A 26,617-nucleotide genomic window follows, 5' to 3' on the forward strand; every position below is an offset into this window, starting at 1 on the left:
GGGGATTCATCTTTGACCGCGCCCGCCGTACCGGCTCCGCCGCCCGCCTCCACGGGCGAGATGTCGCGTATCCCGACGGGATGGAAGACACGCCGCAACGCCGAGCTCGGGCTCCTGGCGTTCGCCATGGTGATCGTCGCCGTCTTCGGCGCGACCGTCGAGGCCAACCAGTTCGGCGAGATCCGGATGACCGCCTGGATCCCGGCCGCGCTGGTCGGCATCCTCTTCCTCGGGCTGCACGTGGTGGTTCGCTACACCGCGCCGTTCGCCGACCCGGTGCTGCTGCCGGCCGTCGCGTTGATCAACGGCATCGGCGTGGCGTTCCTCCGTCGTCTCGACCTGGCCCGCGCGATCGCGCAGAAACAGCCGGAGCCGGGGATCTTCGCCGGCACCGGCGGACGTCAGCTGGCCTGGACCCTCGCGTCGCTCATCCTGGCGGCGGTGCTGCTCCTGCTGATCCGGGACCACAAGATCGTTTCTCGGTACGCGTACACACTCGGCCTGGTCGGCATCGTGCTCGTGATGTTGCCGGCGGTGCTGCCGCCGAGCATCTCCGAGGTCAACGGCGCACGGCTGTGGATCCGTTTCGGGTCGTTCTCGATCCAGCCCGGTGAGTTCGCCAAACTCGCCCTCGTCTCGTTCTTCGCGTACTACCTGGTGCGCAAACGAGAAGTGCTCTCGCTGGCCAGCCGGCGCTTTCTCGGCATCGACTTCCCGCGCGGCCGCGACCTCGGTCCGGTCGTCACGGTCTGGCTGCTGAGCCTGCTGGTCCTCGTCTTCGAGAAGGACCTCGGCACCGCGCTGCTGTACTTCGGGCTCTTCGTGGTCACCCTCTACGTCGCCACCGAGCGGGCCAGCTGGCTGATCATCGGTCTGCTGCTGTTCTTCGGCGGCGTCTACGTGGCGTACCTGCTGGGCGCCTCGGTCGGCGGTCCGTTCGCGAACTTCTACGACCGGGCCGAGGTCTGGCTGGACCCGTTCGCCCTGGAGAACTACGAGCGGGAGAGCGGCAGCAGTTACCAGCTCGTGCAGGGCCTGCTCGGCCTCGGCACCGGTGGCCTCTTCGGCGCCGGACCGGGCGCCGGATCGCCGGGCAAGGTGCCCGAGGTGCGGACCGACTTCATCTTCGCCGGCCTCGGTGAGGAGATCGGGCTCTTCGGCCTCGCCGCGCTGCTGGTGCTCTACCTGCTGATCGTCGAGCGTGGCCTGCGGGCCGCGCTGGCGGTGCGCGACTCGTTCGGCAAGCTGGTCGCCGGCGGCCTGGCCTTCACGCTCGGCCTGCAGGTCTTCGTGATCCTCGGTGGCATCACCGGCCTGATCCCGCTGACCGGTCAGACCACGCCGTTCCTCTCCGCCGGTGGCTCGTCACTGATGGCGAACTGGTTGTTGATCGCGATGCTCTTGCGGATCTCGGACGCGGCCCGCCAGCCGGTGACCGGGGCCGGGCCGGAACGACCCGGACCGAAGAAGGCACCCACCCAGCTCCACGGCGCCATGACGGAGGTGATCAAGCCGTGAACGCACCCCTGCGCCGCTCCGGCGTGGTCATCCTGGTTCTGTTCGGCCTGCTCTTCGCGAACCTCAACTGGGTTCAGTTCTACAAGGCCGACGAGTACCGCACGCACGACTTCAACAGCCGGGTCGTGGTCGCCGAGTACGAGACGCCGCGTGGCGTGATCGAGGCCGGTGGTCAGGCGCTCGCGCAGAACAAGACGACCGACGACGAGCTGAAGTACCTGCGCACGTACCCCGAGGGGAAGATTTACGCGCCGGTGATCGGCTACAAGCCGGTGATCATCGGCGCAACCGGCATCGAGGCGAGCGAGAACGACTTCCTCTCCGGCGCCAGCGACAAGCTCTTCGCGGACAGGCTCAGCAGCATGTTCACCGGTGACAACCCCGGTGGCGGCAACGTGGTGCTGTCGCTGAACACGAAGGCGCAAGAGGTCGCCTGGAAGCAGATGACCGACAACCAGCGTGGCGTGACGAAGGGCGCGGCGGTCGCGATCGACCCCGGCACCGGCGCGATCCAGGCGATGGTGTCGATGCCGAGCTACGACCCGAACCCGCTGGTCAGCCACGACACGGAGGCGGCTTCCAAGGCGTACAACGCGCTGGTGAAGGACAAGGACGAGCCGCTGATCAACCGTGCGGTCGGCGCGACCCTGCCGCCCGGCTCGGTGTTCAAGGTGATCGTCTCGGCGGCCGCGCTGCAGAACGGCTACAAGACCTCCACCGAGATCGAGGCGGGCAGCGTCTACCGCGAGGGCGGCGCCACGATCCGCAACTCCGAGGAGGAGGTCTGCCCCGGCTCGCAGGTCACCCTCAAGGAGGCGCTGACCGAGAGCTGCAACACCGGTTTCGCCCGGCTCGGCGTCGCGCTCGGCGCCGACAAGGTGAAGGACACCGCGAAGGCGTTCGGCTTCGAGGACGACACCATCAAGGTCGGCGACCTGGACAGCAAGAGCGGCCTCTCGGTCGCGGCCAGCCGCACCGGCGAGATCGCGAACCCGGACGGCACCACCGACACCGCGGCGCTCGCCCAGTCCTCGCTCGGCCAGCGCGACGTCCGGATGACCCCGCTGCAGGGCGCGCTGATGGCAGCCACGGTGGCGAACGGCGGCCGGCAGATGCGGCCCTACCTGGTGCAGAAACTGCTCGGCCCGGACCGCCGGACGATCTACACGGCGGAAGCGGAGAAGCTGCGCGAGCCGATCACGTCGGGCGTCGCGGACGACCTGCGCGACATGATGGTCAGCGTCGTCGAGAACGGAACCGGAAAGCGGGCCCGGATCGAGGGCTTCACGGTCGGCGGCAAGACCGGCACCGCGCAGAACGCGGAGGGCGCGAACCCGCACGGCTGGTTCATCGGCTTCGCCTTCGACGAGAGCGGCAAGGCCGTCTCGGCGGTCTGCGTCATGCTGGAGAACGTGCCCGGCGGACACGCGAGTGCCGAGGCTGCCCGGATCGCCGGGCTCATCATGAAGGCCGCGGCGGGCCGGGGAGGGGACTGAGATGATCCGCCCGGGGGTCACGCTCGGTGGGCGGTACCGCTTGGATGAGCGGATCGCCGGCGGTGGCATGGGTGACGTCTGGCGTGGCACCGACGAGGTGCTGGGCCGGACCGTCGCGGTCAAGATCCTGCTACCCGCCCTGCTGGACGAGCCGGGCTTCGCCGAGCGGTTCCGCGGTGAGGCGCGGACCATGGCCACGATCAACCACCCGGGCGTCGTCGACGTCTACGACTACGGCAGCGACCAGCAGCTCGCGTTCCTCGTCATGGAGTACGTCGAGGGCGACGCGCTCTCCCGGACGCTGAGCCGGGTGGGCCGGTTGACGCCGGCCCGGACCATGGCGCTCGTCGCGCAGGCCGCCGACGCGTTGCAGGCAGCGCACGCGAACGGCATCGTCCACCGCGACGTCAAACCCGGCAACCTTCTGGTACGGCCTAACGGCACCCTGGTCCTGACGGACTTCGGCATCGCGCGCTCGGCCCTCGTCGGGCAGCTGACCGTGGCGGGCGCGGTGCTCGGCACGGCGTCGTACATCTCGCCGGAGCAGGCCGCCGGCGACGTCGCCACGCCGGCGTCCGACGTCTACGCGCTCGGGGTCGTCGCGTACCAGTGTCTTTCCGGGCATCGGCCGTTCGACGGCGCGACCCCGATCGAGATCGCCATGAAGCACGTCCGGGAGAGGCCCCGGCCGCTGCCCGGCGACATCCCGCCCGCGGTGCGCGCCATTGTGGACCGCGCCATGGACAAGGACCCGTCCGGTCGCTGGCCGAGCGCCGCCGCGATGGCCTCGGTGGCCCGGCAGGCCGCCGCGTCGCTGACCACCACGGTGCAGCCGCCGATCTCCTCCCCGCCGAACTCGGCGCCGCCGCACGCGCAGCCCCGGCACCCCGGGCCGCCGACGTCCCGGCCGCAGTCCGGAGCCGCCGCGCGCGCCTCGGTGCCCCGGCCGGTCTCCGGCGCTCGGGGCGCGGCCTCGGTGCCGACGTCACCGTCACCCCAGATGCACGCGGGGCCGATGCCGCCGCCGTACCGGCCGCAGTCCGGGCCGCCGGCCAACGCCTATCCCTCTCCCGCCTCACCGGCCGCGAAGCCGGAGAACACCTTCGGGCGCCAGGTCCTGGTCGTGCTGGCCGTGGTGCTCGCCCTTCTCGTCCTCCTCTGCGCCGGGGTCATCTCTTTCCTATTACGAGATGGCAACGGCAGCAGCGCCGTAGGCAGCACGCTGGGCTATCACAGCAGCTCTGCGGCTATCCTCCGCTCGGGCGTGGTTGCTGACCCTGTGTCGGTGGCGTCGTACCGTCTTATGAAGGCCGATGCCCAGCTCGGCCGGATCCGACTGAACGAAGGACAACAGACGTTATGACGGCGCAGGCCCGCCTGCTCGGTGGCAGGTATCAGGTCGGCGAGCTGCTCGGCTACGGCGGCATGGCAGAGGTGCACCGCGGGCGCGACCTGCGCCTCGGCCGTGACGTGGCGATCAAGATGCTGCGCACCGACCTGGCCCGGGATGCCACGTTCCAGGAGCGGTTCCGGCGTGAGGCACAGAACTCGGCGGCTCTGAACCACCCAGCGATCGTCGCCGTCTACGACACGGGCGAGGAGACCTCCGCCACCGGCGAGCGGCTCCCGTTCATCGTGATGGAGTTCGTGAGCGGCCGCACCCTCAAGGAAGTCCTCGCCCAGGAGCAGCGCCTTCAGCCGCGGCGGGCACTCGAGATCATCGCGGATATCTGCGCGGCGCTGGAGTTCAGCCACCGGCACGGGATCATCCACCGGGACATCAAGCCCGGCAACGTGATGATCACGCAGAACGGCCAGGTCAAGGTGATGGACTTCGGCATCGCCCGCGCCCTGGCCAGCGGCGCCACGACGATGACGCAGACCAGCGCGGTGATCGGCACAGCGCAATATCTGTCACCCGAGCAGGCGCGCGGCGAGTCCGTCGACGCGCGCTCCGATGTGTACGCGGCGGGCTGCGTCCTCTTCGAGCTGATCGTCGGGCACCCGCCGTTCGTCGGGGACAGCCCGGTCAGCGTGGCGTACCAGCACGTCCGGGAAGACCCGAAGCCGCCGAGCTCGATCGTCCGCGACCTGCCGCCGGACATCGACGCGATCACGCTGAAGGCGCTCGCGAAGAACCCGCTGAACCGTTACCAGTCCGCCCAGGAGATGCGCGCCGACGCGCTGCGTGCCGTCTCCGGCCGCCCGGTCATGGCCACCCCGGTGATGAGCCAGGCCGAGACCGTGGCGATGACCGCCGGCCCGCGCCAGTGGCAGCCGCAGGCAGCCACCACGATGCAGCGCCCGATCCCCGCCGGGGTCGCGCCGCAGGGCAAGCCGGAGAACAAGTCGTCCTGGGTGATGGCCGTGCTGGCCGGGCTTAGCGTGCTCGTCGTGATCGTCCTGGGCGTCGCGCTCGCGATGAGCCGCGACCGAGACAACACCGAGGACACACCGGCGGTCGCCACGGTGACGATGCCCAACCTGGAGGGCCTCACCGAGGCGGAAGCCCGCAAGGAGCTGGACCAGCAGGGCCTCAACAACCGGACCGCGCAGGCCCCGACGACGAAGCAGGACTGCACCGGAACGGTGGTCAAGCAGTCCCCGGATCCGAACACGCAGATCGAGGTCACCGCGGCCGTCAGCTACCAGCTGTGCAACGCGCCCGACGAGGTCGAAGTGCCGACCGGCCTGGTCGGTGGCACGTCGAGCGCAGCAGAGGCGGCGCTGGTCGCCAAGGGCCTCAGGGTGGACTTCCGTGAGACCGCCAGCCCTGAGCCGAAGGGCCAGGTGCTCTCCGTGGAGCGCGCCGGCAAAGAGGTCGAGCCCGGCACCACGATCACCGTGAAGATCTCCGACAACAGCCAGACCCTGGTCCCGGACGTGACGGGTGTGTCGCAGGAGGTCGCCAACGACCGGCTCGAGCAGGCCGGTCTCAACGGCACCCAGGGCCAGAGCATCCAGGTCGAGGGTGGCACCCCCGGCGACGTCGCGAAGCAGAGCCCGGCCGCCGGCAAGAAGGTCGACAAGGGCAGCAGGATCACCCTGACCATCGTCGCCGAGCCGAAGACGGAAAGCCCGAGCCCCGACCCCTCCCTCAGCGAGACCCCGCCGGGCGAGGGCGACGGCGATGGTGAAGGCGGCGGCACCACCGAGCAGTAAGCAGACACGAAAAGGCCGGTGTCCCGCCTGGGGCACCGGCCTTTCTGCTGTTCGTGCCGGTTTTTGTTCGTGCCGGTTTTTGTTCGTGCCGGTCAGGCGGTGGCGAACGCGGAACGGCGGCGGGTCTCCACCTCGGCCGCCAGCGCCGGCGCCTTCTCCAGGGCGGCCTCCAGGCCGCAGGAGGCCAGCCAGTTCGCCAGCATTGTGTGGCCGCCCTCGGTGAGCACCGACTCCGGGTGGAACTGCACGCCCTCGATCGGAAGCTCGCGGTGCCGCATCGCCATCACCACACCCGATTCGGTACGCCCGGTCACCTCGATCTCCGCCGGAAGCGTCTCCGGAAGGACGGCGAGGGAGTGGTACCTGGTCGCGGTGAACGGATCCGGCAGTCCGGCCAGCACACCCGTCCCGGCGTGGTGCACCTCGGAGGTCTTGCCGTGCAGCAGCTCGGGCGCGCGGGTCACCGTGGCGCCGAACGCCGCCCCGATCGCCTGGTGACCAAGGCAAACCCCAAACATCGGGAGCTTTCCGGCGTACGCCTTGATCACGTCCATCATGATCCCGGCGCGCTCGGGTGACCCCGGACCGGGCGAGAGCAGCAGACCGGCGGCGCCGAACTCGCCGACCTCGTCGACCGAGATCTCGTCGTTGCGCCGCACCTCGCAGTCCGCCCCGAGCTGACCGAGGTACTGGACCAGGTTGAAGACGAACGAGTCGTAGTTGTCGATGACCAGGATGCGCAACTCATCACCTGCTGGGGCGTTCGCTGGGGTGGGGTTCGTTGGACTCGGTGCTGTACGGCAGTTCCTCCGGGGCGCCCTCGTCACCGGGGATGCCCGTCTCCGAACCGTCCTGCCCGGTGCCCGACTCCACCTGCACGTCGTCGAAGGGCAGCAGCGGCGTGGCCCAGGGGAAGACCACGTACCAGAGCAGGGCGCCCGTCGCCGCCACGAGCGCCAGCGACAGGGTCAGCTTGCTCCAGACGGCACCCGGGAGCTTGCGCCAGATCCAGGCGTACATCGGTCAGCTTGCCTTCATCTCGGCAGGCATTCCGGCGTCCGGCTGGGCCTGGTCGCGGGGAGTCTTGCTGGCCAGCTCGGCGTGCACGATGAGCCGCTCGTAGTTGTTGAACTTCGGGTTGCAGGTGGTGAGCGTCAGCAGCGCCTTGGTCGGCTTCGCCTTCGGCTTGCCGGGCACGGCGGCGACGACCTCGACCTGGGTGGGCTTGACGACTTCGAGGTCGTAGACCTTGTAGACGTACCAGCTGTCGCGGGTCTCGACACCGATCACGTCACCGGACTTCAGCTCGTCGAGCCGCCAGAAGATCTTCTTGATCCGGTGGCCGGCGACCGAGAAGTTGCCGACCTCGCCGGGCATCGCGGTCTCGGGGTAGTGGCCCGGCGCGTACTTGATGTCGGCCGGCTGGACGCCGTCGACGACCACCCACTCCTTGTCGAACTTCGGGATGTAGAGACGTCCGACGAGGCTGTCACCCGGCGCGGCCGGGCCCTGCGGGGTGCTGGCCGTCGGCGCGACGGTCGGGTCCGCCCAGGCCTGGTCGAGCTCCTGAGCCAGGTGGTCCTGCTCGGACTGCACCTTGGCCGAGTTGCCGAAGACCTGATAGCCCGCGAAGAGCAGCACGATCAGACCGAAAGTGATCATTACTTCGCCGGAGGTGCGGATACCGGTGCGGATCCGCGAGCCGACCGTGGGCCGGGTCAGCTCGGAGTAGACGCTCTTGTAGCCCTCGCCGGTCTGCTCCGGCCGGAGCTTGACCACCCGCTCGCCGCGCTTCGGCTTGTCGGCGTCCTCGTCCTCGGCCGTCGGCGGCACGTCCTCCGGGCCACCGGGCCGGACGGCGGGGGTGGCGCTGACCGAGGCCGCGCCGAGCGTCGCGTCGGGGCCGGCTGCCTCACGAGCGGCCTGCGCCGCCGCACCCGGCGGCAGAACGGTGAGCTTGCCGGGAACCGGCGCGCCCGGAGCCAGCGTGGGCAGCATGCCGGTGGGTGCGTCGATGGTGCGGATGACGGTGGTCGGGCTGGGGTCACGGGTGGGTCCGACGGCGCCGTTGGCGGCCCAGGCGGGCGGTTCCTCCCGGCCCACGGCCCCGAGCATCGCGGTGGCGTCAGCAGCCCCGCCATGCCGACCCGCCGACCCCTGCGGCACACCGCCAGCCGGCATCGCGCCCTGCGGCACACCGCCGGCCGGGATCGCTCCCTGAGGCGCCGCGCCAGCCGGCATCGTGCCCAGCGGCACACCGCCGGTCGGCACCGCACCCGGCGGCACCGCACCCGGCGGCACCGCACCGAGTGGCATGGCGGCAGGGCTCTGCGGCACGGCAGAGTGGGTCATCGCGATCGGCGAGGTCGGCCGCTCCGATGCCGGAGCGGGACCCGCAGCGATAGGCGGAACCGGCGATTGCGGTGCCGGAATCGAGTTCCAGCTGTTGGTGCCCTCGACCGGGCTGTCCGATTCTGCACGCCTCCGCCGACCGCCGCGCCGGGTCGGAGCGGCAGCCGGCGACTGCGGATCGGCCGCCGGAGGCCCCAGCGGGCCAGCGGGCGGGGCCAGCGGGCCAGTGGGCTGGACCAGCGGGCCTGCGGGCGGCACCAGCGGGCCAGCGGGCGGGGCCAGCGGGCCAGCGGAGGGCGCCGGGGGGACGAGGGAAGACCCCGGAGTGGCAAAGGGCGCCTGCGGGGCGCCAGCGGGCGACTGAGGGCCGCCGGCAGACGGTCGGCGACCATCGGCGGGCGGCTGAGGGCTGCCCGCGGGTGACTGCGGCATGGGGGCCCACGCGGTGGTGGCCTCCCCACGACCCTCGGGGAGCAGCGGCTGCACGGGCGCCTCACCCGTGCTGATCCGAGCCGTGGCGGCCGGATCAGTCCGCGGAACCCAGGAGGGCTGCTCCGCGACAGGAGAAGTGGCGGCAGCGGCGGGAGAAACGGACCGCGGCATGGCGGGCGGCTCGGACGGCCGGCCCGCCGGCGGACGGATCGGGGCCGTCGGCCCCTCGCCGGGTACTGAAACCGGCTCAGGGCGCACCGGAATGGCTGCCCGCCGCCGCGCGGCCGCCGCAGCGGCACTCACCTCGTCCGGAGTCGGGAGATCGGGAGTCGAGAGATCCGGAGTCGGAAGATCCGGAGTTGCGAGATTCGGAGTTGCGAGATCCGGCGTCGGGAGACCAGCCGAAGCGGGAGGTGTGGGGCCCGCGGGCGGGACCGGGCGCGCCGAGCGGGCTCCGACGTTGGCGCCGAGGCCGACCGGGGGCGACAGCGGGCCGCCGGGCACGCCGTCGTCCGAAGCGTCGGACACGCGTGGGATGTAGGCCGTCTGGCCCTCGTTGTCAGGGGCGCGGTGGCGGCCCTTGCCGGACGGGGTCTCCGGGTAGTCAGGGGGAACCATCACCGGGCAGCCTGCGCCGATCGGAGGTCGGTCGATCCGTCGTACGCCCGCACTGTCACGTTCTTCTCCACCTTTTCCGTGTAACCGAGCCCGAAGTCGGCGACGGCCTCGCGGAACTGCCTGACTCCTTCTGCCGAGTCCAACGCACGATCCATGGCTGTGGGTTCGCCAATCGCCGTGATCTTGAACGGTGGCGAGAAGACCTGGCCGTGAAGGAGCAGCGTATTGCCGACACAGCGTACCGCGCTCGTGGAGATGACGCGGACATCCATGATCGTCATCGCCTCGGCGCCACCTGCCCAGAGAGCGTTCACGACGGCCTGGACGTCACCCTGGTGGACCACCAGATCGTCGTTGTCGGGCGCGTTCTCGGCGAAGTCCGAGCCGCGCCGGGGCGAGTCGTCGAGGGTGACGGTGATGCCCGGTCCGCGCAGCGCGGTGAAGCCGGCCGGCTGGCGGATCGCGTCCGCGTTCTCGCTGGCGATCTTCACCGGCTGGTCGACCTCGGCGAGCCGGGCGGTCTCCTCGTCGACCTCGGCGAGCAGAGCGGCGGCCCGTTTCTCGCTCACGGCCAGGCGGTCCCGTTTCTCGGCGATCAACTGGGTCAGTTGCGGCCTCCGGTCGTCCCGCAGTGCCGTACCGTCTGCGGTTGTCGCCGAGGTGGTGAAGAGCAGACCCGCAGCCAGCGCGATGAGCGGGACCCCGGCGGACCAGATCGATTTTTTCGCGCCGCGCCGTGGCCGGAGGCCGCGCGCGGCACGCCGCAGCACGAGCCGCCAGGAGGGCCCGACAGCGCGGTCATCGCTGCCGCCACCCGTTGAAAACACCACCCCAGACCCCCTCAGAACCCGACGCCGGGTATTTTCCTCGCCCGGCGGGTGCCTGTCTGTGCGCCGCCTTGACTACGCTAGCTGTCGAACAGTATTCGCCACGGGCAGCATTCGGGACCTCCGGAGCCGCTCAGCGGTGGGTTGTTCACCACTTGTTGCCCTTCAGGAGAGCACCGTGCCGAAGTCTCAGGTTCGCAAGAAGAAGGTCTACACCCCGCCGGCGGACATCCGGCCGGCGGCGGCTGGGGCGTCCAAGAAGCCAAGCCCCGCATGGATTCCATTCACCGCGGTTGCCCTGATCGTCATCGGCATCGCCTGGCTGGTCGTCTACTACCTGTCGTCCCAGCAGTGGCCGGTCGAGAGCTGGCGTTACTGGAACCTCGCGGTCGGTTTCGGCTGCATGGTCGCCTCGCTGGGCCTCCTTTCCCGCTGGCGTTGATCACGTCCGCTTCCTGCGGATACGTGAAAAACAGCCAAAGTGAGCGCACCCCCGGTCGACGTGGGGTGCGCTTTACCTTGACGGACTGGTGTGCGCCCGTCTATTACTCGTGGGTAACATAGGCGGACGGCTCCGCCGACCAAGGAGGCACAAACGAGATGGGCGTTCCACAGATAGTCGCCACCGTCCTGGCGGGGGCCATCACCGTGGTGGCCGTCTACCTCGCGGTCAAGGCCGTCCTGACGATCACCTCGGTGATCCGCCGGGGCCAGCCCGCGCCGGAGCGGTTCACCGATCCGAAGACGCGGACCACGACGATGCTGACCGAGACGGTCGGCCACACCAGGATGCTCAAGTGGAGCGCGATCGGCGCCGCCCACTGGTTCGTGATGTTCTCGTTCATCATCCTGTCGCTGCTGGTCCTCGAGGCGTACTTCGAGGTCGCGGCGCCGGCGATGGGCCTGCCGATCATCGGGCACTGGACGATCTTCGGTCTGGTCACCGAGTGGTTCGGGATCCTCGGCACGATCGCCATCCTCTACCTGGTCTTCGTGCGCCAGCGGGAGAAGCCGGGGGCGAAGAAGCGCAGCCGGTTCCTCGGTTCGACCATGTGGCAGGCGTACTTCGTCGAGGCCGTCATCGTCGGGGTGCTGATCTTCGGCTTCCTGATCCGCGGTTTCAAGGTCGCCACCGACCACTTCGAGTACCCGCTGTGGGCCACTCCCGTCAGCCACGCCGTCGGCTCGATCCTCCCGGCCTGGGAGGACGGCGCCACCTGGATGGCGCTCATCAAGATCTGCATCTCGATGACCTGGCTGATCACCATTTCGCTCAACCCGACGATGGGCGTGGCCTGGCACCGGTTCCTGGCCTTCTTCAACATCTACTTCAAGCGCAGCCCGGAGAAGCCGGCCGGTTCCGGTCTCGGCGCGCTGAAGCCGATGATGAGCGAGGGCAAGCCCCTCGACTTCGAGGAGGCCGACCCGGAGAAGGACCTGTTCGGCGTCAACCAGGTCGAACAGTTCACCTGGAAGGGTCTGCTCGACTTCTCCACGTGCACCGAGTGCGGCCGCTGCCAGTCGCAGTGCCCGGCGTGGAACACTGCCAAGCCGCTCTCCCCGAAACTCCTGGTCCTCAGTCTGCGCGATCACGCGTACGCGAAGGCTCCCTATCTTCTGGCCGGTGGCGGCAAGGACCTGATGGGTGAGGAGAAGGCGACCGAAGCGCAGCTCGCGCACATGGACGTCCTCGCGCTCGCCGAGGGCAACCGGCCGCTGATCGGCACCGCCGAGGACCAGGGCGTGATCGACCCGGACGTGCTCTGGTCGTGCACCACCTGCGGCGCCTGCGTCGAGCAGTGCCCGGTCGACATCGAGCACATCGACCACATCGTCGACATGCGCCGGTACCAGGTGCTGATCGAGTCCAGCTTCCCCAGCGAGGCCGGCGTCATGCTGCGCAACCTGGAGAACAAGGGCAACCCGTGGGGCGCCCCGCAGAACACCCGCGAGGACTGGACCAAGGGTTTGGACTTCGAGGTGCCGCGGGTCGGCGAGGTCGAGGACTTCGACTATCTGTTCTGGGTCGGCTGCGCCGGCGCGTTCGAGGACCGGGCCAAGAAGACCACCCGCGCGGTCGCGACGCTGCTCAACGAGGCCGGCGTCAACTACGCCATCCTCGGCGAGGGCGAGACCTGCACCGGCGACCCGGCCCGCCGCATCGGCAACGAGTTCATCTTCCAGATGCTCGCCCAGCAGAACGTCGAGACGCTGAACGAGGCTTTCGGGGATCAAAAGACGAAGCGGATCGTCGCGACCTGCCCGCACTGCTTCAACACGCTCGGCAACGAGTACGAGCAGCTCGGCCTCAAGGTCGAGGTCGTGCACCACACCCAGCTGCTGGCCCACCTGGTCAAGGAAGGCAAGCTCACCCCGGTCCAGCCGATCGACGGTGACATCACCTACCACGACCCGTGTTACCTGGGCCGGCACAACCGGGTCTTCGACGCCCCCCGCGAGGTTCTCGGCGAGACCGGCAACCTCATCGAGATGCCGCGCAACTCCGAGCGGTCCTTCTGCTGCGGCGCCGGCGGCGCCCGGATGTGGATGGAAGAGCGGATCGGCAAGCGGATCAACGTGGAGCGCACCGAGGAGGCCCTCGCGACCGGCGCCAAGACGATCGCGGTGGGCTGCCCGTTCTGCTACACGATGATCGGCGACGGGGTCACCGGCAAGGGCAAGCAGGAAGAGGTCGAGGTCGTCGACGTCGCCACGGTCCTGCTGCGCTCGCTCAAGCAGGACGCCTGATCTTCAGGTTTCACATGAAACGGCCGCTCGCGAGGGCGGCCGTTTCACGTTCCTCCGCCTCCGCCTCCGCCGTCTCCACCCCCGCCACCGTCGCCACCGCTCGCGTCCGCCACGACGGCGATGGTGACGGCCGCCTGCACCGCCTGGATCGCCTTGCGTACCGCGGCGGCCGCCCACTCGCCCTCGCTGAGCTCCTTGAGTCGCGTCTTGAGCAGCTTCCGGTCCAGGTCCGGGAAGAGCTTGCGCTCGATCTCGACGGCGGCGATCAAAGAACACATCGCATGGGTACGGGGTTCCGCCCGCGTCCCGAGGATCGCCGACCGGATCCGATCCCGAGCCGAGGCACGGGCCGGCGGCTCGACGTCGTGGGCCCACGGGTACCGCACCCGCGGAAAGACGACCAGCACCTTGCTGCGCTCCACCCGCAGGATCTCGCCGGTCACCAGCCGGTCGAGCACCTGCGGCTGGACGCCCTTGGACAGACCCGTCACCCAGTGACCGGCCTTGCGGCCTTTCGGGTCGTCGCCGATCCGGATCAGCGACGCGTCGACGATCGGGTCACCGACCGGAGAGCGATCGATGACCACGACTTTCTTGTCCGCCACGTCGATCCGCTCGGCCAGGGCCAGCTCCGTCAGGATCGCGCCGCCCAGGGCGTAATTCAGCCGCGAGGTATCGGCGATCCGGCGGCCGAGTTGATCGTGTGCGAGAAGCATGAACTCGTCGAGGAGGTTCATGTCCCAACGGTAGTGGGCCTTGTCACGGCCACGGTTGGTCCCGGATGGCCCGGATCCGGCAGAATGATGGCCGAGGTGAAGCGATCATGGACGGCCTGTTCCTGAGCGCGGTGCTCCCGCTGGTGGCTTTCCTGCTGCTGACGGGTGGCAACGCGTTCTTCGTGGCCGCCGAGTTCGGGCTGGTCACTGTCGACCGGGCGGAGATCGAGCAGCGTGCCATGGCCGGCGACCGCCGCGCGCGCACGGTCCGCAACGCCCTGCACGGACTCTCCTTCCAGCTCTCCGGCGCCCAGCTCGGCATCACGCTGACCGCGCTGCTCACCGGTTACCTGGCCGAGCCGGCGCTCTCCGAGCTCTTCACGCCGATCGTGGAGCCGCTGGCGGGCTCGGCGACCGGCACCGTGACGCACATCTGCGCGCTGGTCGGGGCCACCCTCTTCTCGATGCTCTTCGGTGAGCTGGTCCCGAAGAACGCGGCGCTGGCCCGCCCGATGCGGCTCGCGCTGCTCACGTCCGGGCCACTGCACGGTTTCTCCACGCTCTTCAAATGGCTGATCGCCGCCCTCAACGGGACGGCGAACTGGCTGGTCCGCCGCCTCGGCATCGAGCCGCAGGAGGAGCTGGCGAGCGCTCGTTCCCCGGAGGAACTGGGTCTGCTCGCCGCGATCAGCGCACAGGCCGGGGCGCTGCCCGACGAGACCGCGACGCTGCTGCGCCGGACCATCCGCTTCGGCGAGAAACGCGCCGCCAAGGCGATGACCCCGCGCGTCGACGTGGTCGGCCTGAAGACCACGGCCAGCATCGCTGACCTGATCACGGTGGCTCAGCAGACCGGGCACACCCGCTTTCCGGTGTACGAGGAGACGCTCGACGTGGTCATCGGGGTGGTCGGCGTGAACGAGGCGATCGGGGTCCCGCCCGAGCGCCGCGCCGCGATCAAGGTCGCGGCGGTCGCGAAGGAGCCGGTCTACGTCCCGGAGAGCCTCGGCCTGGACAAGGTCCTGGAGGCCCTGCGCGCCGCCGACGCCGACCTGGCGATCGTGGTCGACGAGTACGGCGGCACCGACGGCGTCGTGACGGTCGAGGACCTGATCGAGGAGCTGGTCGGTGAGATCGCCGACGAGTACGACACCGACCTCGACGAGACCGGCAGCCAGGAGTTGACCGCGCCCGGCGGCGAGAAGACGTTCCTGGTCGACGGGCTGCTCCGCGAGGACGAGGTGCTGGAACAGACCCGGTTCCGCCTGCCCGAGGGGCCGTACGAGACCCTGGCCGGCTTCCTCCTGGCCCGCCTCGGGCACATCCCGGTGGTCGGGGAGTCGCTGGAGGAGGACGGGTGGGAGTTCACCGTGATGGAGGTCGACAGGCACCGCATCGAGCAGGTGCGTGTCGTCGCCCCACCGGAGCCGTCCGATGACTGAGCTGCTGTTCGTCGCGGTCCTGCTGATCGGCAACGGCCTCTTCGTGGGTGGCGAGTTCGCGCTCATCGCCTCCCGGCGCACCGCCCTGGAGCCGCTCGCCGAGACGTCCAAGGCGGCCCGCTGGGCGCTCTCCGCGATGAGCCAGATCCCGCTGATGATCGCCGGCGCGCAACTCGGCATCACGATCTGCACGCTGGTGCTGGGCGCGCTCGCCGAGCCGACCGTCGCGCACCTGCTGGAGGGACCGTTCGCGGCGACCGGCCTGCCGGAGAACGCCGTACACCCGGTGGCCTTCGTCTTCGCCCTGGTGATCGTGACGTTCCTGCACACGGTCATCGGCGAGATGGTGCCGAAGAACATCACGCTGGCCGGCCCGGAACGCTCGGCGCTCGTCCTGGGCCCCTTCATGCTGGCGTTCTGCACCGCCACGAAACCGCTGCTGAACGCGATGCGCTGGGCGTCCCGGCTGATCCTCAAGCTCTGGAAGATCGAGACCACCGACGCGGTGAAGACGGTCTTCACGGCCGAGGAACTGGCCGGCATGGTCACCCAGGCCCGCAGCGAGGGCCTGCTCGGATCGGAGCAGTACGCCCGGATCCACGCCGCGCTCGGCCTCAACGACCGCACCGCCGCCGACACGCTGCTGCCGTGGTCACGGGTGACGACGGTGGCGGCCGACGTCTCGCCGGCCACCCTCGAAGCGGTGGCGACCCGCAGTGGCCGCTCGCGCTTCCCGGTGGTTCAGCGCGACACCCGGCGGGTGCTCGGATTCGTGCACGTCAAGGACGTTCTGGGATTCACGGCGACGCAGCGCCGGCTGCCCGTCCCGGCCGAGGTGATCCGCCCGCTGGCGGTGGTCGCGCCGGAGCGGAGCCTCGCCGACCTGCTGCTCACCATGCGGCGCGACCGGCTGCACATCGTCCTGGTGAGCGACGGCCGGCGGCCGCTCGGCGTGATCACCCTGGACGACGTGCTGCACGCGGTGGTGGGTGAGCCGGCCGGTGCCGCGAGTGCGGCGGGCGTGACGGGTACGGCCGCGAAGACCCGCTGATCGGGGGAATTCCGGAGGTTTACCGGCGAGGTCGTCGGTAGATCGGCTGAACGCTTACGGGTGCAATCGCGCGCGCTCGGAGTTTCAGTGGAGAGCGCGCGTGCTAATCCGGACAATAACCACATGCTTGACGAAAGACGGCGTGTCGGTCCGGTCGGCGCCCTGTCAGCGGCGCTCGTCCTCGCCTGCACATTTCTGTTGATCACACACCTTCCGGCGCGAGCCGACAAGAACACCGCACGGAGATCACTCGCAGGGGGCACTCTTGCCACCATCCGGACGGTTCCCGGTCCGGCACGACCAGCGGCCGACCCGGGCCGGATCGGTGTCGCCCCCGGCCCGCTGACCGTGGCGTACGGCTTCGACGACGGAGTCCGCCGCCCGATCGTGGACCGCAACGGACGGCATGTGCTGCGGCCGCTCGGGCAGAACGGGGGCACGCTCCGACTCGTACCCCAAGGCCGTGGTCTTGCCGTTGACTATCCGGAAAGGTGCACGCTTCCGCTGGAGCGTGACTGTCCCCGGGCGATCCTGGAAGGGTTCCGCGACGACACGCTGAACCCGGGCCGGCGTCCGGTGCGGTACGGCGCGTCGGTGCTGATGACCCACGCCGACCTGGCCGACGGCGCCAACGTGCTGCAGAAGGGGTACTCGGTCGGCGGGGTCAGCCAGTTCAAGCTGCAGGTCGACCACCGGCAGGGCCACCCGAGCTGCGTGATCGCCGGCCAGTCCGCCCGGATCTACCGCGCCGAGCCGCTGCTCGACGTGGCCGACGGCACCTGGCACGACCTGGAATGCCGCCGAACCCCCAACCGCCTGCTCATGATCGTGGACGGCATCCTGCGCGCGTGGGTGGCGATCCCCCCGCTGCTGACCATCGCCAACGCCGAGCCCCTCCGAGTCGGCGGCAAGGGCGCAGCCCCCGGAAACGACCAGTTCGCCGGCGCCATCGACAACGTCTTCGTCAGCATCACCGCCTGACCCCGCAGCCGCGCCGGGGAGGTCCCCCACGGACCTCCCCGCGGCGCCACCTGCTCGCGGCGCCACCTGCTCGCGGCGCCACCTGCTCGCGGCGCCACCTGCTCGCGGCGCCACCTGCTCGCGGCGCCACCTGCCCGCGGCGCCACCTGCCCGCGGCGCCATCTCCCTGCGGCGCCACCGGCACGCGGAGCCGTCGCCCTCTGCAGAGCCGTCGCCGCGACGCTTGGTCGTCCCCGCAGGGCGCGGGCCGAGACCGGGAGGGCGCGGTCCGAGACCGCGGGGCGCGGGCCGGGAGCGCGGGATGCAGTTCGGGACCGCGGGGCGCAGACCGAAACCGTGGGACGCAGCCCGGACCGTGGGACGCGGAGGCGAATGAAACGCGTACCAAGAAGGAAGAGAAACCCCCCACCCAGGCGCAAGTGAACCGCACCGTGGGGGTCTGGGGGCTCGGGCCCCCAGGCAAAAAGCGAGGGGGCGCCGTCCACGCTTTCCGTGGACACACGCCCCCTGCCACCGAGCGGGTGACGGGAATCGAACCCGCACTGTCAGCTTGGGAAGCTGATGTTCTGCCATTGAACTACACCCGCAAGCGGCCCCACTGTACCTGATTATCCAAGTCCGTGGCGGAACCGCCCCCGCTGTCAGCTCGCGACGGCCAGGGTGCGGCGTAACTTGCGGGGGGCCCGCCAGGTCTGGGCGAAGGCGGGGGCGAACGGTGTGGCGGCGAGTGGGAGCGCGCCGGCCGGGCCGTGGTGGCGGAGCATGGCGGTCTCGACGGTGAACTCGAAGAGGCGCCAGTCGACGTCGGGTGAGGCGTGCAGGGCGCCGGCCAGGTGGGTGATCGTCAGCGGGTCGCTGACCGGGACGGCGCGGCCGGTGAGGGTGGCCTCGTCGTCGTTGTCCTCGGGCGGGTAGGAGTGCAGCGCGTATCGCCCGTCACGCTCGAGGTCGCGGCGCTTGGGTGAGTCGACTATGAAGCAGTAGAGCCCCTCGTCGGTGAAGACCGGTGAGACCGGGTGGACTCGCGGGCCGCCGTCGGGGCGGACGGTCGCGAGGTAACCCATGCCGGGGCCGTATTGCTGCAGGAGCGCACGGATGCCGGCGGCGAGCATCGGCTCGGCGGCGGCGAAATCGGACCAGGAAGCCATGCCGCCATTCTATCGAACATATGTACGACACAGCCACTGAACACGCCGATACGGGCAGGTCGGTATGGTGTTGCGATGCTGCTCTCCGACCGTGACCTGGTCCTCGAAATCAAATCGGGCGACCTCTCGCTGGAGCCGTTCGAGCCCGCGCTCATGCAGCCGTCCAGCATCGACGTGCGGCTGGACCGGTTCTTCCGGGTCTTCAACAACCACCTGTACACGCACATCGACCCGGCCGAGCAGCAGGACGAGTTGACCGCCGAGGTCGAGGTGGCTGACGGTCAGCCGTTCGTGTTGCATCCGGGTGAGTTCGTGCTGGCGTCCACCCTTGAGGTGATCAGTCTCGGTCAGCAGTTGGCCGCTCGGCTGGAGGGCAAGAGCAGCCTGGGCCGGCTCGGGCTGCTGACCCACTCGACGGCCGGGTTCATCGACCCGGGCTTCTCCGGGCACGTCACGCTGGAGCTTTCCAATGTGGCAAATCTGCCGATCAAGCTCTGGCCGGGCATGAAGATCGGTCAGCTGTGCATCTTCCGGCTGTCCAGCCCGGCCGAGCACCCGTACGGGTCGTCCGTCTACGGCTCCCGTTACCAGGGGCAGCGTGGCCCGACCGCGAGCCGGTCGGCGCTGAACTTCCGCACGTGGCCGACCGGCGGGTAAGGGCCGGCTGAGAGCGGCTATCCGGCCCGCCGGTGCACGTGCAGCCCGCGGTCCGAGGCGAGACTCAGGATCTGGTTGACCTGGGCGGTGGTCAGCCCGGCCGTGGGAACCGGCAGGAACCGGGCGTCGACCAGCCCGAACAACAGCTGGCCGGGCAGCTCGTCCACCGATCGGATGGCCGGCCACGCGTACGAGTGACGGCTCTCCTCGTCAGCACTGGCCACCCCGCCGTCGCTGATCTCGTAGGTGGTCACGTGGCCGGTGCGCATCTGCCGGCGGGCGTTGCTGTTGAGCAGGATCAGCGGGACGCCGACGGCGAGCAGGGCGCCGGCCGCCAGCAGCACCGGGTTCAGGTCACCGGTGGTCAGCAGGAGGAATGCCGCGCTGAGGAGCCCGGCCCAGCCGGCGCACCGGGCCAGCAGCACCGGCCGGCGCAGGCCGCGCCGGACCGCGGCCGCGATCAGGGCCGGGTCGGGAGCTGCGGTCAACTGGATCTGCACAGGTCAAAGGTAGCTTTTGTCCGGGGCAAATCGTCACCATACGGACGGTGCCGGGGTCGCTCCGATCGGGGGATGGACGCCGTCCGCGCGGATCTACGATGAGCAGCGTGTATCTGATGATTTCGAAGTACCTGAAGCCGCTCGCCGAGGTGGACGCCGCCCGCGAGGATCACCTGACCTTTCTCGCCGGCCTGGAGGAGCGGGGTCTCTCGGTGACCGCCGGCCGTCAGGAGCCGGCGGTGGGCGGCATCATCCTGCTGGACGTGGACACCGAGGCCGAGGCGCACGAGCTGATCGCCCAGGACCCGTACGTGCAGCGCGGCCTCGCCGAGTACACGGCCACCGGCTGGCACCCGACCCGTGGCGCGCTCGCCGGATACCAGCGGAACCGGCCCTAAGGGTCGAGATCCGACCCGGACAGCAGGCTCCGGATGGTCAGCTCCGCGGTGACCGCCGGCGGGCACTCGTCGTAGATCACCGCGGTGCCGACGTACCGGCTGCCGGCCAGGGTGCGCAGGCCACGGGCCTGCGCCCCGGTCGAAGCCCAGTCGTCGACGATGAGCACGCGATCGTCCGGGGCGAGCAACCGGTCCCGGATGCCCAGGTGCTGCACGTCGCCTCGATGATCGGCCGGCACCTCGGCCCAGATCATCGGCTCGGCGATCGGCCGGCGCGCCCCGGCCCGGTACGCCTCCACGAACCCGACGCCGAGCGACCGTGCCACCAGTGGACCCAGAAGGAATCCGGTGACCTCCGGTGAGACCACAACGGTCGGACGCTCTGACCGGAAAAGATCAGCCAGGGCGGGGCCCAGACCGTCCAGAATCCTCGGCTCGCGCCACCAGCCGGAGCGGTCACTGACGAGGTATTCGCTGTTCGGGCCGGGATTGGTCCAGCGGAACTCGGAACGCAGAAGATCACGGAGATCGGTGGTCACGTCGACATCCTGTCACCGTGGACCGGTTCTGCTTGGACCGACCGAATGACGCCGGCACTGCCGGGTGGGCAGAACCACCTCAGCCTAGGGGTCAAGATGATGCCTGACATCACGTCCATCGGGCATGCTGTTCGGCGGAGCCATGCCTACTTTGCTGCCGGGCCGACGCCCGATGAGCCCCGGGAACCGCGCCGGCCTCGGCGCGGCCCTCGTGCTGCTCGCTGTGGTGTCCGCCGTGGAGCTCGCCGACGGCCGGACCGCTGAGTTCGTCGGCCTGCTGGCGGCCGTGCCGTTCCTCGCCGCCGTCTTCGCGGTGTGGCAGGTGGTTCTCGGTGCCGGGGTGGCCGCCACGGTGGTCGGCGGGGTCTACCTGGGCATGGCCGGCACGCCCGGCATGGCCGGTCTGGTCAACCTGATGGGCATCATCCTGGCGACCGGCGTCGCGGCGGCCGGCGCGACGATCCGGCAGCGCCAGGCGGACCGGATCGCCGAGCTGCTGCGGCTCGCCGCCGTCGCCCAGCAAGCGGTGCTGCGCCCGATCGGGCCGCAGGTGGGAGCGCTCTCGGTCGCTGGGCGGTACATTTCGGCGACCGCCGCGGCGGACATCGGCGGCGACCTCTATGAAGCTCTCAACACGCCGTACGGGGTTCGCATCATCATCGGTGACGTGCGCGGCAAAGGGCTCGACGCGGTTCGGCTGGCGAGCATCGTGCTGGGGTCGTACCGGCATGTCGCGTACGAGCGGGCCGATCTCAAGTCGATCGTGGCCGACCTGGACCGTGCGGTGGCCCGTAGCGTCGGCGACGAGGACTTCGTGACCGCGGCCCTCGTGGAGGAACGCGGCGGCACCCTCACCATCGTCAACTGTGGACATCCGGCGCCGCTGCTGCTGAGGCGCGGCCGGGTCATCCCACTGGAACCGCCAGCACCGGCTCCGCCGCTCGGCTTCATGCCCGAGGTGAAGGCGCGGGTGGAGCGGCTGGAGCCCGGCGACCGGCTGCTGCTCTTCACGGACGGGCTCGGCGAGGCCCGGCGCGAGGGCGAGTTCTTCCCGACCGCGGACCGGGCATGGCGACTGCTCGGGCACGGCACGGTCGGCGACGGCCTGGCATCGCTCGAGACGGCGCTCACCGACTGGGTCTACGGCCGGCTCGAGGACGACATCGCCCTGGTGCTGCTGGAATATGTGGGCTCGGACGGCGACGCTGCCGTCTCCGTGCCCAGTTGGGAAGTCGGGGCGGCCGGAAGCTGAGCCGTCAGGCCGCGCTCTCCTCCGGCTCGGCTGGAGCCGCCGGCGAGGTCGGCGCGGGAGTGGGCGGGACCGTCTCGGGCTGGCGATGCCGTCCGACGTAATTGCGGGGCTGGTTGGCCTGGCGCGGCTCCGGAATCAGGCTCTTGATCGTGGCGAACATGGCGTCCCCCTGGGTTCGGCGAAACGTTCTTCGCTGTCTATCCGGTGAAACGATCCTCTTCGACGGGCGATACGTGGTTCCGGAGTCGAAGTCCGCAAATGGCCGAACGGTTGTCAGGTAAGCCACCTGATCGGTGGGGTTTGAGCCACGAACCGACGGACAACGCCCCCTACCCGGTGGGTTCGACCGGAAACCCTGCCCGGCTTGTCGGTTGCTACCGATGGGTAATACAGTGGGGTTACTGACGGGTAACTCGCGTCCGGAGAGCGGGGCCAAGCACGATGACGCACTACAAGAGCAACCTTCGGGACCTCCAGTTCAACCTGTTCGAGGTCTTCGGAGCCGAGAAGTCGCTCGGCCAGGCGCCGTTCGACGAGTTCGACCTGGAGAGCGCGCGCGACGTGCTCGCGGAGGTCGACCGGCTGGCCCGCGAGGATCTCGCCGCCAGCTACGCCGACGCGGACCGCAACCCACCGGTCTTCGACCCGGCGACGCACACCGCGCCGCTGCCGGAGTCCTTCAAGAAGTCCTACGAGACCTTCATGGCGTCCGAGTTCTGGCGGCTCGACCTGCCGTCCGCCCTCGGTGGCACCCCGGCGCCGCGCAGCCTCGTGTGGGCCGTCGCCGAGCAGATCCTCGGTGCGAACGCCCCGATCTGGATGTACTCGTCCGGTCCCTCCTTCGCCCACGTGGCCTTTGTCGAGGGCACCGACGAGCAGAAGGAGTGGGCCAAGCTCTTCGTCGAGAAGCAGTGGGGCTCGACGATGGTGCTCACCGAGCCGGACGCCGGCTCGGACGTGGGTGCCGGCCGCACCCGCGCCATCCCGCAGCCGGACGGCTCGTGGCACATCGAGGGCGTCAAGCGCTTCATCACCTCGGGTGAGCACGACCTGACGGACAACATCATCCACTACGTGCTGGCACGCCCGGTGGGCGTCGAGGGCGTCGGCGGGCCCGGCACCAAGGGCCTCTCGCTCTTCATCGTGCCGAAGTACCACTTCGACCCGGCGACCGGCGAGCTCGGCGAGCGCAACGGCATCTACGCCACCAACGTCGAGCACAAGATGGGGATCAAGGTCTCCAACACGTGTGAGATGACCTTCGGCGAGCACGGCACCCCGGCCAAGGGCTGGCTGCTCGGCGAGGTGCACCAGGGCATCCGGCAGATGTTCATGATCATCGAGAACGCCCGGATGATGGTCGGCACGAAGGCGATCGCGACCCTGTCGACGGGTTACCTCAACGCGCTGGAGTACGCGAAGAACCGCGTACAGGGCGCTGACCTGGTGCAGAACGGCGACAAGGCCGCGCCGCGCGTCACCATCACCCACCACCCGGACGTACGCCGCTCCCTGCTGCTGCAGAAGTCGTATGCCGAGGCCCTGCGTGCCCTGGTCATCTACACCGCGACCTGGCAGGACAAGATCGCCATCGCGCAGGCCGCCGGTGACGAGAAGACCGCCAAGATCGCCAGCAAGATCAATGACTTCCTGCTGCCGCTCGTCAAGGGCGTCGGCTCGGAGCGGGCGTACGAGCTGCTCGGCCATGAGTCGCTGCAGACCTTCGGTGGCTCCGGCTTCCTGCAGGACTACCCGCTCGAGCAGTACGTGCGGGACGCGAAGATCGACACCCTGTACGAGGGCACCACCGCGATCCAGAGCCTCGACCTGATCTTCCGCAAGATCGTCAAGGACAACGGCCGGGCGCTCGGCACGATCGCCGCGGAGATCCAGGGCTTCGTCGAGAGCGAGGCCGGCAACGGCCAGCTCAAGGAGGAGCGGCTGGCGCTCGGCAAGGCGCTCGGCGAGATGCAGCAGATCCTCGGCACCACGCTGGGCTGGCTGCAGGAGGTCCAGGGCGGCCAGGCCCGGGAGCTCTACAAGATCGGCCTGAGCTCGCGCCGGATCCTGCTCGCCCTCGGCGACGTCGTGCTCGCCTGGCTGCTGCTGCGCCAGGCCGAGGTGGCGCTGAACGCGCTGAACACCGAGGTGTCGGAGGCGGACAAGGCGTTCTACACCGGCAAGGTTGCGGCGGCCCGCTTCTTCGTCCGCGAGATCCTGCCGCGCATCGGCGCCGACCGTCGCATCATCGAGAACACCAACCTCGACGTCATGGACCTTCCCGAGGAAGCGTTCTGATTTAGATCTTTTCCCACTCTCCTGAAAAGACGAAGGCCGGCGGACAACGATGTCCGCCGGCCTTCGTCGTTACCGGGCCGGCAAGACATCCGGGTATGTGCTGAAAGTCAACACCAAGAAGCAGAAAAGACCATGAAGGTACGGGTTCGGGTCTACGACAAGCTTGCGAATGTCACCACCACGACGACCAGGACCTGGCGTCGCTGACTTCGATCTATATGATCGGCGTTCGTCCTTTCCAGACATTGGCCACGGGGGTGCCATCGTTGCGTACCGTTTCGTTATCTCTTGCCGCCGTTCTGCTGGCCGGAGTGTCCGCCACAGCGGCGACACCGGCGGTAGCGGCGCCGTCCGACAGACCCTGGCTGGGGTACACCATCGGCCTCCAGCCGAACGTCAAGCCGTTGGAGCTGCTCAAGCGGCTCGACATCCAGCCTTCTGGGGCTTTGGAGTGGGTCACCGGGCTTAACGCCGTCTCGGGTGGCCTCTTCTATGAAGGGCACTACTCCTCGGTTCTGACGAAGCTGCAGGCCGATCCGGATGTCCGCTTCGCGGAGCTCATGGCCTTCACCGACTCGAACGAGTCGTACTGGAACCCGTTGACCGGCCGCGAGCTGGACACCGTCCAGCTGCCGCACGGCAAGACCGGTACCGAGGACGTCACCGTCGCGGTGCTCAACACCGGTGTCACGCCGAACCGGGACCTGCCGGAGAGCCGGCTGGTACCCGGCTTCAACACGCTCGATCTGCCGTTCGTCGGTCATGAGGACCTCCCTCGTCAGGGGAGGAGCACCAAGGACGACGGCGGCTTCGGGACGATGACGGCGGGGATCATCGCCGGCGACTCGGGCATCTGCCCGAGCTGCAAGATCATGCCGGTGAAGGTCTCCTTCGCGGACCCGGGCCGGGTCACCGGATCGGCCTCCGATCTCGCCGCCGGCATCGTCTGGGCGACTGATCACGGCGCCGACGTCATCACGACGCCTGCCGTGGTGGACCGCGAGAGCAAGCTTCTCGCCGAGGCGATTCAGTACGCCCTGAACGAGAAAGTGCTGGTCGTCGCGTCGGCCGGCAAGGACATCTATGACGGCCGCCAGGTCCAGCCGGCGGCTACCGAGCAGGTGCTGTCGGTCAGCGCCGTCGACACGTCGGGCCGGGTCACCGGACGCTACGGCTCCAACACCGGTGGCAGCCGCTGGATCGACGTGGCCGCGGCCGAGGGTGCACCCGCGGTCAACCACCTCGGCGCGTCGTCTCAGCTCGACGGCGTGGAGGGGGCCACCGCAGTGGTGGCCGGCACCGCCGCCCTGGCTTTCTCGATGCAGCCCGGAGTGAAAGCCGACGAGGTGCGGCAGTCGATCGTGGACACCGCGATCCCCGCCGGTCTGCCGGTCCTGAACGCCGGCCGCGCTGTCCACAAGGTGGCCGGCAACGACACCGCCGACCCGGAGATCACCTCGACCGGCCTCACCGCCAACCAGTTGATCTCGAAGCCGATCGACGTCCGCCCGGTGGCGACCGACGACTACGGCATCGTGCTCACCGAGTTGACGGCCGGCGGCAAGACGGTCACGACGCGGAGCCCGTGGGAGACGCTGCGGTTCACCCCGCCGGCCGGCTTCTCCGGCGACCTCGCCGTGTCGCTGCGCGTCACCGACGTCGCGGGCAAGACCGCCGGGGCGACCACGGTCGTCAAGGTCGACACGGTCGGCCCGACCGGCAGCTTCGTCTCGCCGGCCGCCGGCGCACGCGTCCGGGGCGCGGCGAAGGTGGTGTTCCGCGGTTCGGCGGACGTCGCCTCCGCCAAGGTCAACGGCGTGGCGATGAAGAAGTCCGGCGCCGACTGGACGGCCAGCGCGACGCCGAACCGCGGAAACCTCGTGGTCGAGGCGGCCGACCAGTACGGCAACGTCAGCCGGTTCACCCGTGCCGTCGTGGTCGACAACGACGGGCCGACCGCCACCGCTGTGAACCCGAAGCAGAACACCCGGGTCCGTGGCACGTTCACCACCTCGCTGAGCGGTGTGAAGGACGCTTCCGGAGTGGCCAAGGCCGAGCTGTGGGCGAACGGCAAGTACCTGGGCGCGGGCTACTCCAAGAAGGTTGCGACAGGTAAGTCCAGCGGCAACGTCAAGCTGGTCTGGAAGCTGACCGACAAGCTGGGCAACTCCCGCTCGTACACCCGGATTGTGATCGCCGACAACAAGGCGCCGAGCGTGTCGATCACCAAGGCCCCGAAGAACAAGGCCAAGGTGAAGGGCACGGTCAAGGTCTCGGTGAAGGCCTCCGATGCCTCCGGCATCGCGCGGGTCGAGCTGATCGTGAACGGCAAGGTGGTCGCGACGGACAAGACCTCCGGGTACGTCCTGAGCGTCAACACCAAGAAGCAGAAGAAGTCGATGCAGGTGCGGGTCCGGGCTTACGACAAGCTCGGCAACGTCACCTACACGACGACCCGCACCTGGTACCGCAAGTAGGACCG

The 26,617-nt window shown here is 69.5% G+C and carries 23 protein-coding genes and 1 tRNA gene; 14 read left to right on the forward strand and 10 right to left on the reverse strand.

The genetic code is table 11. The features are described from left to right. The first annotated feature begins 12 nt into the window (after window positions 1-12). The 4 genes from AMIS_RS00230 to pknB are packed head-to-tail and all read left to right on the forward strand — an operon-like array spanning window position 13 to window position 6,176. Complete coding sequence (locus AMIS_RS00230; RefSeq protein WP_041829475.1) at window positions 13-1,518, forward strand: FtsW/RodA/SpoVE family cell cycle protein; 1,506 nt, start codon at window positions 13-15, stop codon at window positions 1,516-1,518. Then, window positions 1,515-3,014, forward strand: coding sequence for a peptidoglycan D,D-transpeptidase FtsI family protein (locus AMIS_RS00235; RefSeq protein WP_014440165.1), 1,500 nt, complete (start codon window positions 1,515-1,517; stop codon window positions 3,012-3,014). Before AMIS_RS00230 ends, AMIS_RS00235 begins: the two co-directional genes overlap by 4 nt. A gap of 1 nt (window position 3,015) precedes the next feature. Beyond that, window positions 3,016-4,377 carry a serine/threonine-protein kinase gene (locus AMIS_RS00240; protein ID WP_014440166.1) on the forward strand — a complete coding sequence of 454 codons (1,362 nt, stop codon included), beginning with the start codon at window positions 3,016-3,018 and terminating at the stop codon, window positions 4,375-4,377. Further along, the gene (gene pknB / locus AMIS_RS00245; RefSeq protein ID WP_014440167.1) at window positions 4,374-6,176 is read left to right on the forward strand and encodes a Stk1 family PASTA domain-containing Ser/Thr kinase; all 1,803 of its coding nucleotides are present in this window, start codon (window positions 4,374-4,376) and stop codon (window positions 6,174-6,176) included. The genes AMIS_RS00240 and pknB overlap by 4 nt, the downstream gene beginning before the upstream one ends. Window positions 6,177-6,268: 92 nt before the next feature. On the opposite strand, the gene AMIS_RS00250 is transcribed toward pknB, so the two are convergent. From AMIS_RS00250 to AMIS_RS00265, 4 genes are all read right to left on the reverse strand, one after another. Continuing rightward, on the reverse strand, window positions 6,269-6,919 hold the full coding sequence (locus AMIS_RS00250) for an aminodeoxychorismate/anthranilate synthase component II (RefSeq protein WP_014440168.1): 651 nt from the start codon (window positions 6,917-6,919) through the stop codon (window positions 6,269-6,271). A 4-nt stretch (window positions 6,920-6,923) separates the two neighbouring features. Continuing rightward, window positions 6,924-7,196: a hypothetical protein gene (locus AMIS_RS00255; protein ID WP_014440169.1), complete on the reverse strand. Its 273-nt coding sequence runs from the start codon at window positions 7,194-7,196 to the stop codon at window positions 6,924-6,926. Between the two features lie 3 nt (window positions 7,197-7,199). Continuing rightward, window positions 7,200-8,492, reverse strand: a complete 1,293-nt coding sequence (locus AMIS_RS44530; protein WP_269447702.1) for a class E sortase — start codon at window positions 8,490-8,492, stop codon at window positions 7,200-7,202. Window positions 8,493-9,577: 1,085 nt separating this feature from the next. Continuing rightward, on the reverse strand, window positions 9,578-10,408 hold the full coding sequence (locus tag AMIS_RS00265) for a DUF881 domain-containing protein (protein ID WP_231859194.1): 831 nt from the start codon (window positions 10,406-10,408) through the stop codon (window positions 9,578-9,580). A 175-nt stretch (window positions 10,409-10,583) separates the two neighbouring features. Between AMIS_RS00265 and AMIS_RS00270 the strand changes: the two genes are divergently transcribed. Together AMIS_RS00270 and AMIS_RS00275 are read left to right on the forward strand one after the other, a co-directional pair. Then, a complete protein-coding gene (locus AMIS_RS00270; RefSeq protein WP_014440172.1) occupies window positions 10,584-10,847 on the forward strand; it encodes a cell division protein CrgA in 264 nt (87 codons plus the stop codon). A gap of 158 nt (window positions 10,848-11,005) precedes the next feature. Further along, window positions 11,006-13,153 (forward strand): (Fe-S)-binding protein, encoded by a 2,148-nt coding sequence (locus AMIS_RS00275; RefSeq protein ID WP_014440173.1) that lies wholly within the window; start codon window positions 11,006-11,008, stop codon window positions 13,151-13,153. A gap of 44 nt (window positions 13,154-13,197) precedes the next feature. Here the strand turns inward: AMIS_RS00275 and AMIS_RS00280 are convergent, their stop codons facing one another. Continuing rightward, the gene (locus AMIS_RS00280; protein WP_014440174.1) at window positions 13,198-13,890 is read right to left on the reverse strand and encodes a GOLPH3/VPS74 family protein; all 693 of its coding nucleotides are present in this window, start codon (window positions 13,888-13,890) and stop codon (window positions 13,198-13,200) included. Between the two features lie 86 nt (window positions 13,891-13,976). Between AMIS_RS00280 and AMIS_RS00285 the strand changes: the two genes are divergently transcribed. The 3 genes from AMIS_RS00285 (at window position 13,977) to AMIS_RS00295 (ending at window position 17,343) form a co-directional block, all read left to right on the forward strand. After that, the gene (locus AMIS_RS00285) at window positions 13,977-15,311 is read left to right on the forward strand and encodes a hemolysin family protein (protein ID WP_041829476.1); all 1,335 of its coding nucleotides are present in this window, start codon (window positions 13,977-13,979) and stop codon (window positions 15,309-15,311) included. Next, window positions 15,304-16,362 (forward strand): hemolysin family protein, encoded by a 1,059-nt coding sequence (locus AMIS_RS00290; protein WP_014440176.1) that lies wholly within the window; start codon window positions 15,304-15,306, stop codon window positions 16,360-16,362. The genes AMIS_RS00285 and AMIS_RS00290 overlap by 8 nt, the downstream gene beginning before the upstream one ends. 123 nt (window positions 16,363-16,485) lie before the next feature. Continuing rightward, a complete protein-coding gene (locus tag AMIS_RS00295) occupies window positions 16,486-17,343 on the forward strand; it encodes a LamG domain-containing protein (RefSeq protein ID WP_157434696.1) in 858 nt (285 codons plus the stop codon). Between the two features lie 516 nt (window positions 17,344-17,859). On the opposite strand, the gene AMIS_RS00300 is transcribed toward AMIS_RS00295, so the two are convergent. Then, a tRNA-Gly gene (locus AMIS_RS00300) sits at window positions 17,860-17,930 on the reverse strand. Window positions 17,931-17,984: 54 nt separating this feature from the next. Next, on the reverse strand, window positions 17,985-18,491 hold the full coding sequence (locus tag AMIS_RS00305) for a pyridoxamine 5'-phosphate oxidase family protein (RefSeq protein WP_014440178.1): 507 nt from the start codon (window positions 18,489-18,491) through the stop codon (window positions 17,985-17,987). A 75-nt stretch (window positions 18,492-18,566) separates the two neighbouring features. Here AMIS_RS00305 and dcd point away from each other — a divergent pair, with 75 nt between their 5' ends. Beyond that, window positions 18,567-19,148, forward strand: a complete 582-nt coding sequence (gene dcd, locus AMIS_RS00310; RefSeq protein ID WP_014440179.1) for a dCTP deaminase — start codon at window positions 18,567-18,569, stop codon at window positions 19,146-19,148. Between the two features lie 17 nt (window positions 19,149-19,165). On the opposite strand, the gene AMIS_RS00315 is transcribed toward dcd, so the two are convergent. Continuing rightward, window positions 19,166-19,648, reverse strand: a complete 483-nt coding sequence (locus AMIS_RS00315) for a YcxB family protein (protein ID WP_014440180.1) — start codon at window positions 19,646-19,648, stop codon at window positions 19,166-19,168. A gap of 116 nt (window positions 19,649-19,764) precedes the next feature. Here AMIS_RS00315 and AMIS_RS00320 point away from each other — a divergent pair, with 116 nt between their 5' ends. Continuing rightward, window positions 19,765-20,046: a YciI family protein gene (locus AMIS_RS00320; protein ID WP_157435218.1), complete on the forward strand. Its 282-nt coding sequence runs from the start codon at window positions 19,765-19,767 to the stop codon at window positions 20,044-20,046. Here AMIS_RS00320 and AMIS_RS00325 read toward each other — a convergent pair. Further along, on the reverse strand, window positions 20,043-20,585 hold the full coding sequence (locus AMIS_RS00325) for a phosphoribosyltransferase family protein (protein WP_014440182.1): 543 nt from the start codon (window positions 20,583-20,585) through the stop codon (window positions 20,043-20,045). The genes AMIS_RS00320 and AMIS_RS00325 overlap by 4 nt on opposite strands. 124 nt (window positions 20,586-20,709) lie before the next feature. On the opposite strand from AMIS_RS00325, the gene AMIS_RS00330 reads away from it, so the two are divergent. Continuing rightward, on the forward strand, window positions 20,710-21,837 hold the full coding sequence (locus tag AMIS_RS00330) for a PP2C family protein-serine/threonine phosphatase (protein ID WP_014440183.1): 1,128 nt from the start codon (window positions 20,710-20,712) through the stop codon (window positions 21,835-21,837). A gap of 4 nt (window positions 21,838-21,841) precedes the next feature. Here AMIS_RS00330 and AMIS_RS42195 read toward each other — a convergent pair whose 3' ends face one another. Then, window positions 21,842-21,997: a hypothetical protein gene (locus tag AMIS_RS42195; RefSeq protein WP_157434697.1), complete on the reverse strand. Its 156-nt coding sequence runs from the start codon at window positions 21,995-21,997 to the stop codon at window positions 21,842-21,844. A gap of 281 nt (window positions 21,998-22,278) precedes the next feature. Here AMIS_RS42195 and AMIS_RS00335 point away from each other — a divergent pair, with 281 nt between their 5' ends. Beyond that, window positions 22,279-24,135 (forward strand): acyl-CoA dehydrogenase, encoded by a 1,857-nt coding sequence (locus tag AMIS_RS00335; RefSeq protein WP_014440185.1) that lies wholly within the window; start codon window positions 22,279-22,281, stop codon window positions 24,133-24,135. 266 nt (window positions 24,136-24,401) lie between these two features. Further along, window positions 24,402-26,612, forward strand: coding sequence for a S8 family serine peptidase (locus AMIS_RS40150; protein WP_172666553.1), 2,211 nt, complete (start codon window positions 24,402-24,404; stop codon window positions 26,610-26,612). Window positions 26,613-26,617 lie beyond the last annotated feature (5 nt).

It is taken from the genome of Actinoplanes missouriensis 431, assembly GCF_000284295.1.
GTDB classification, from domain to species: Bacteria; Actinomycetota; Actinomycetes; order Mycobacteriales; family Micromonosporaceae; genus Actinoplanes; species Actinoplanes missouriensis.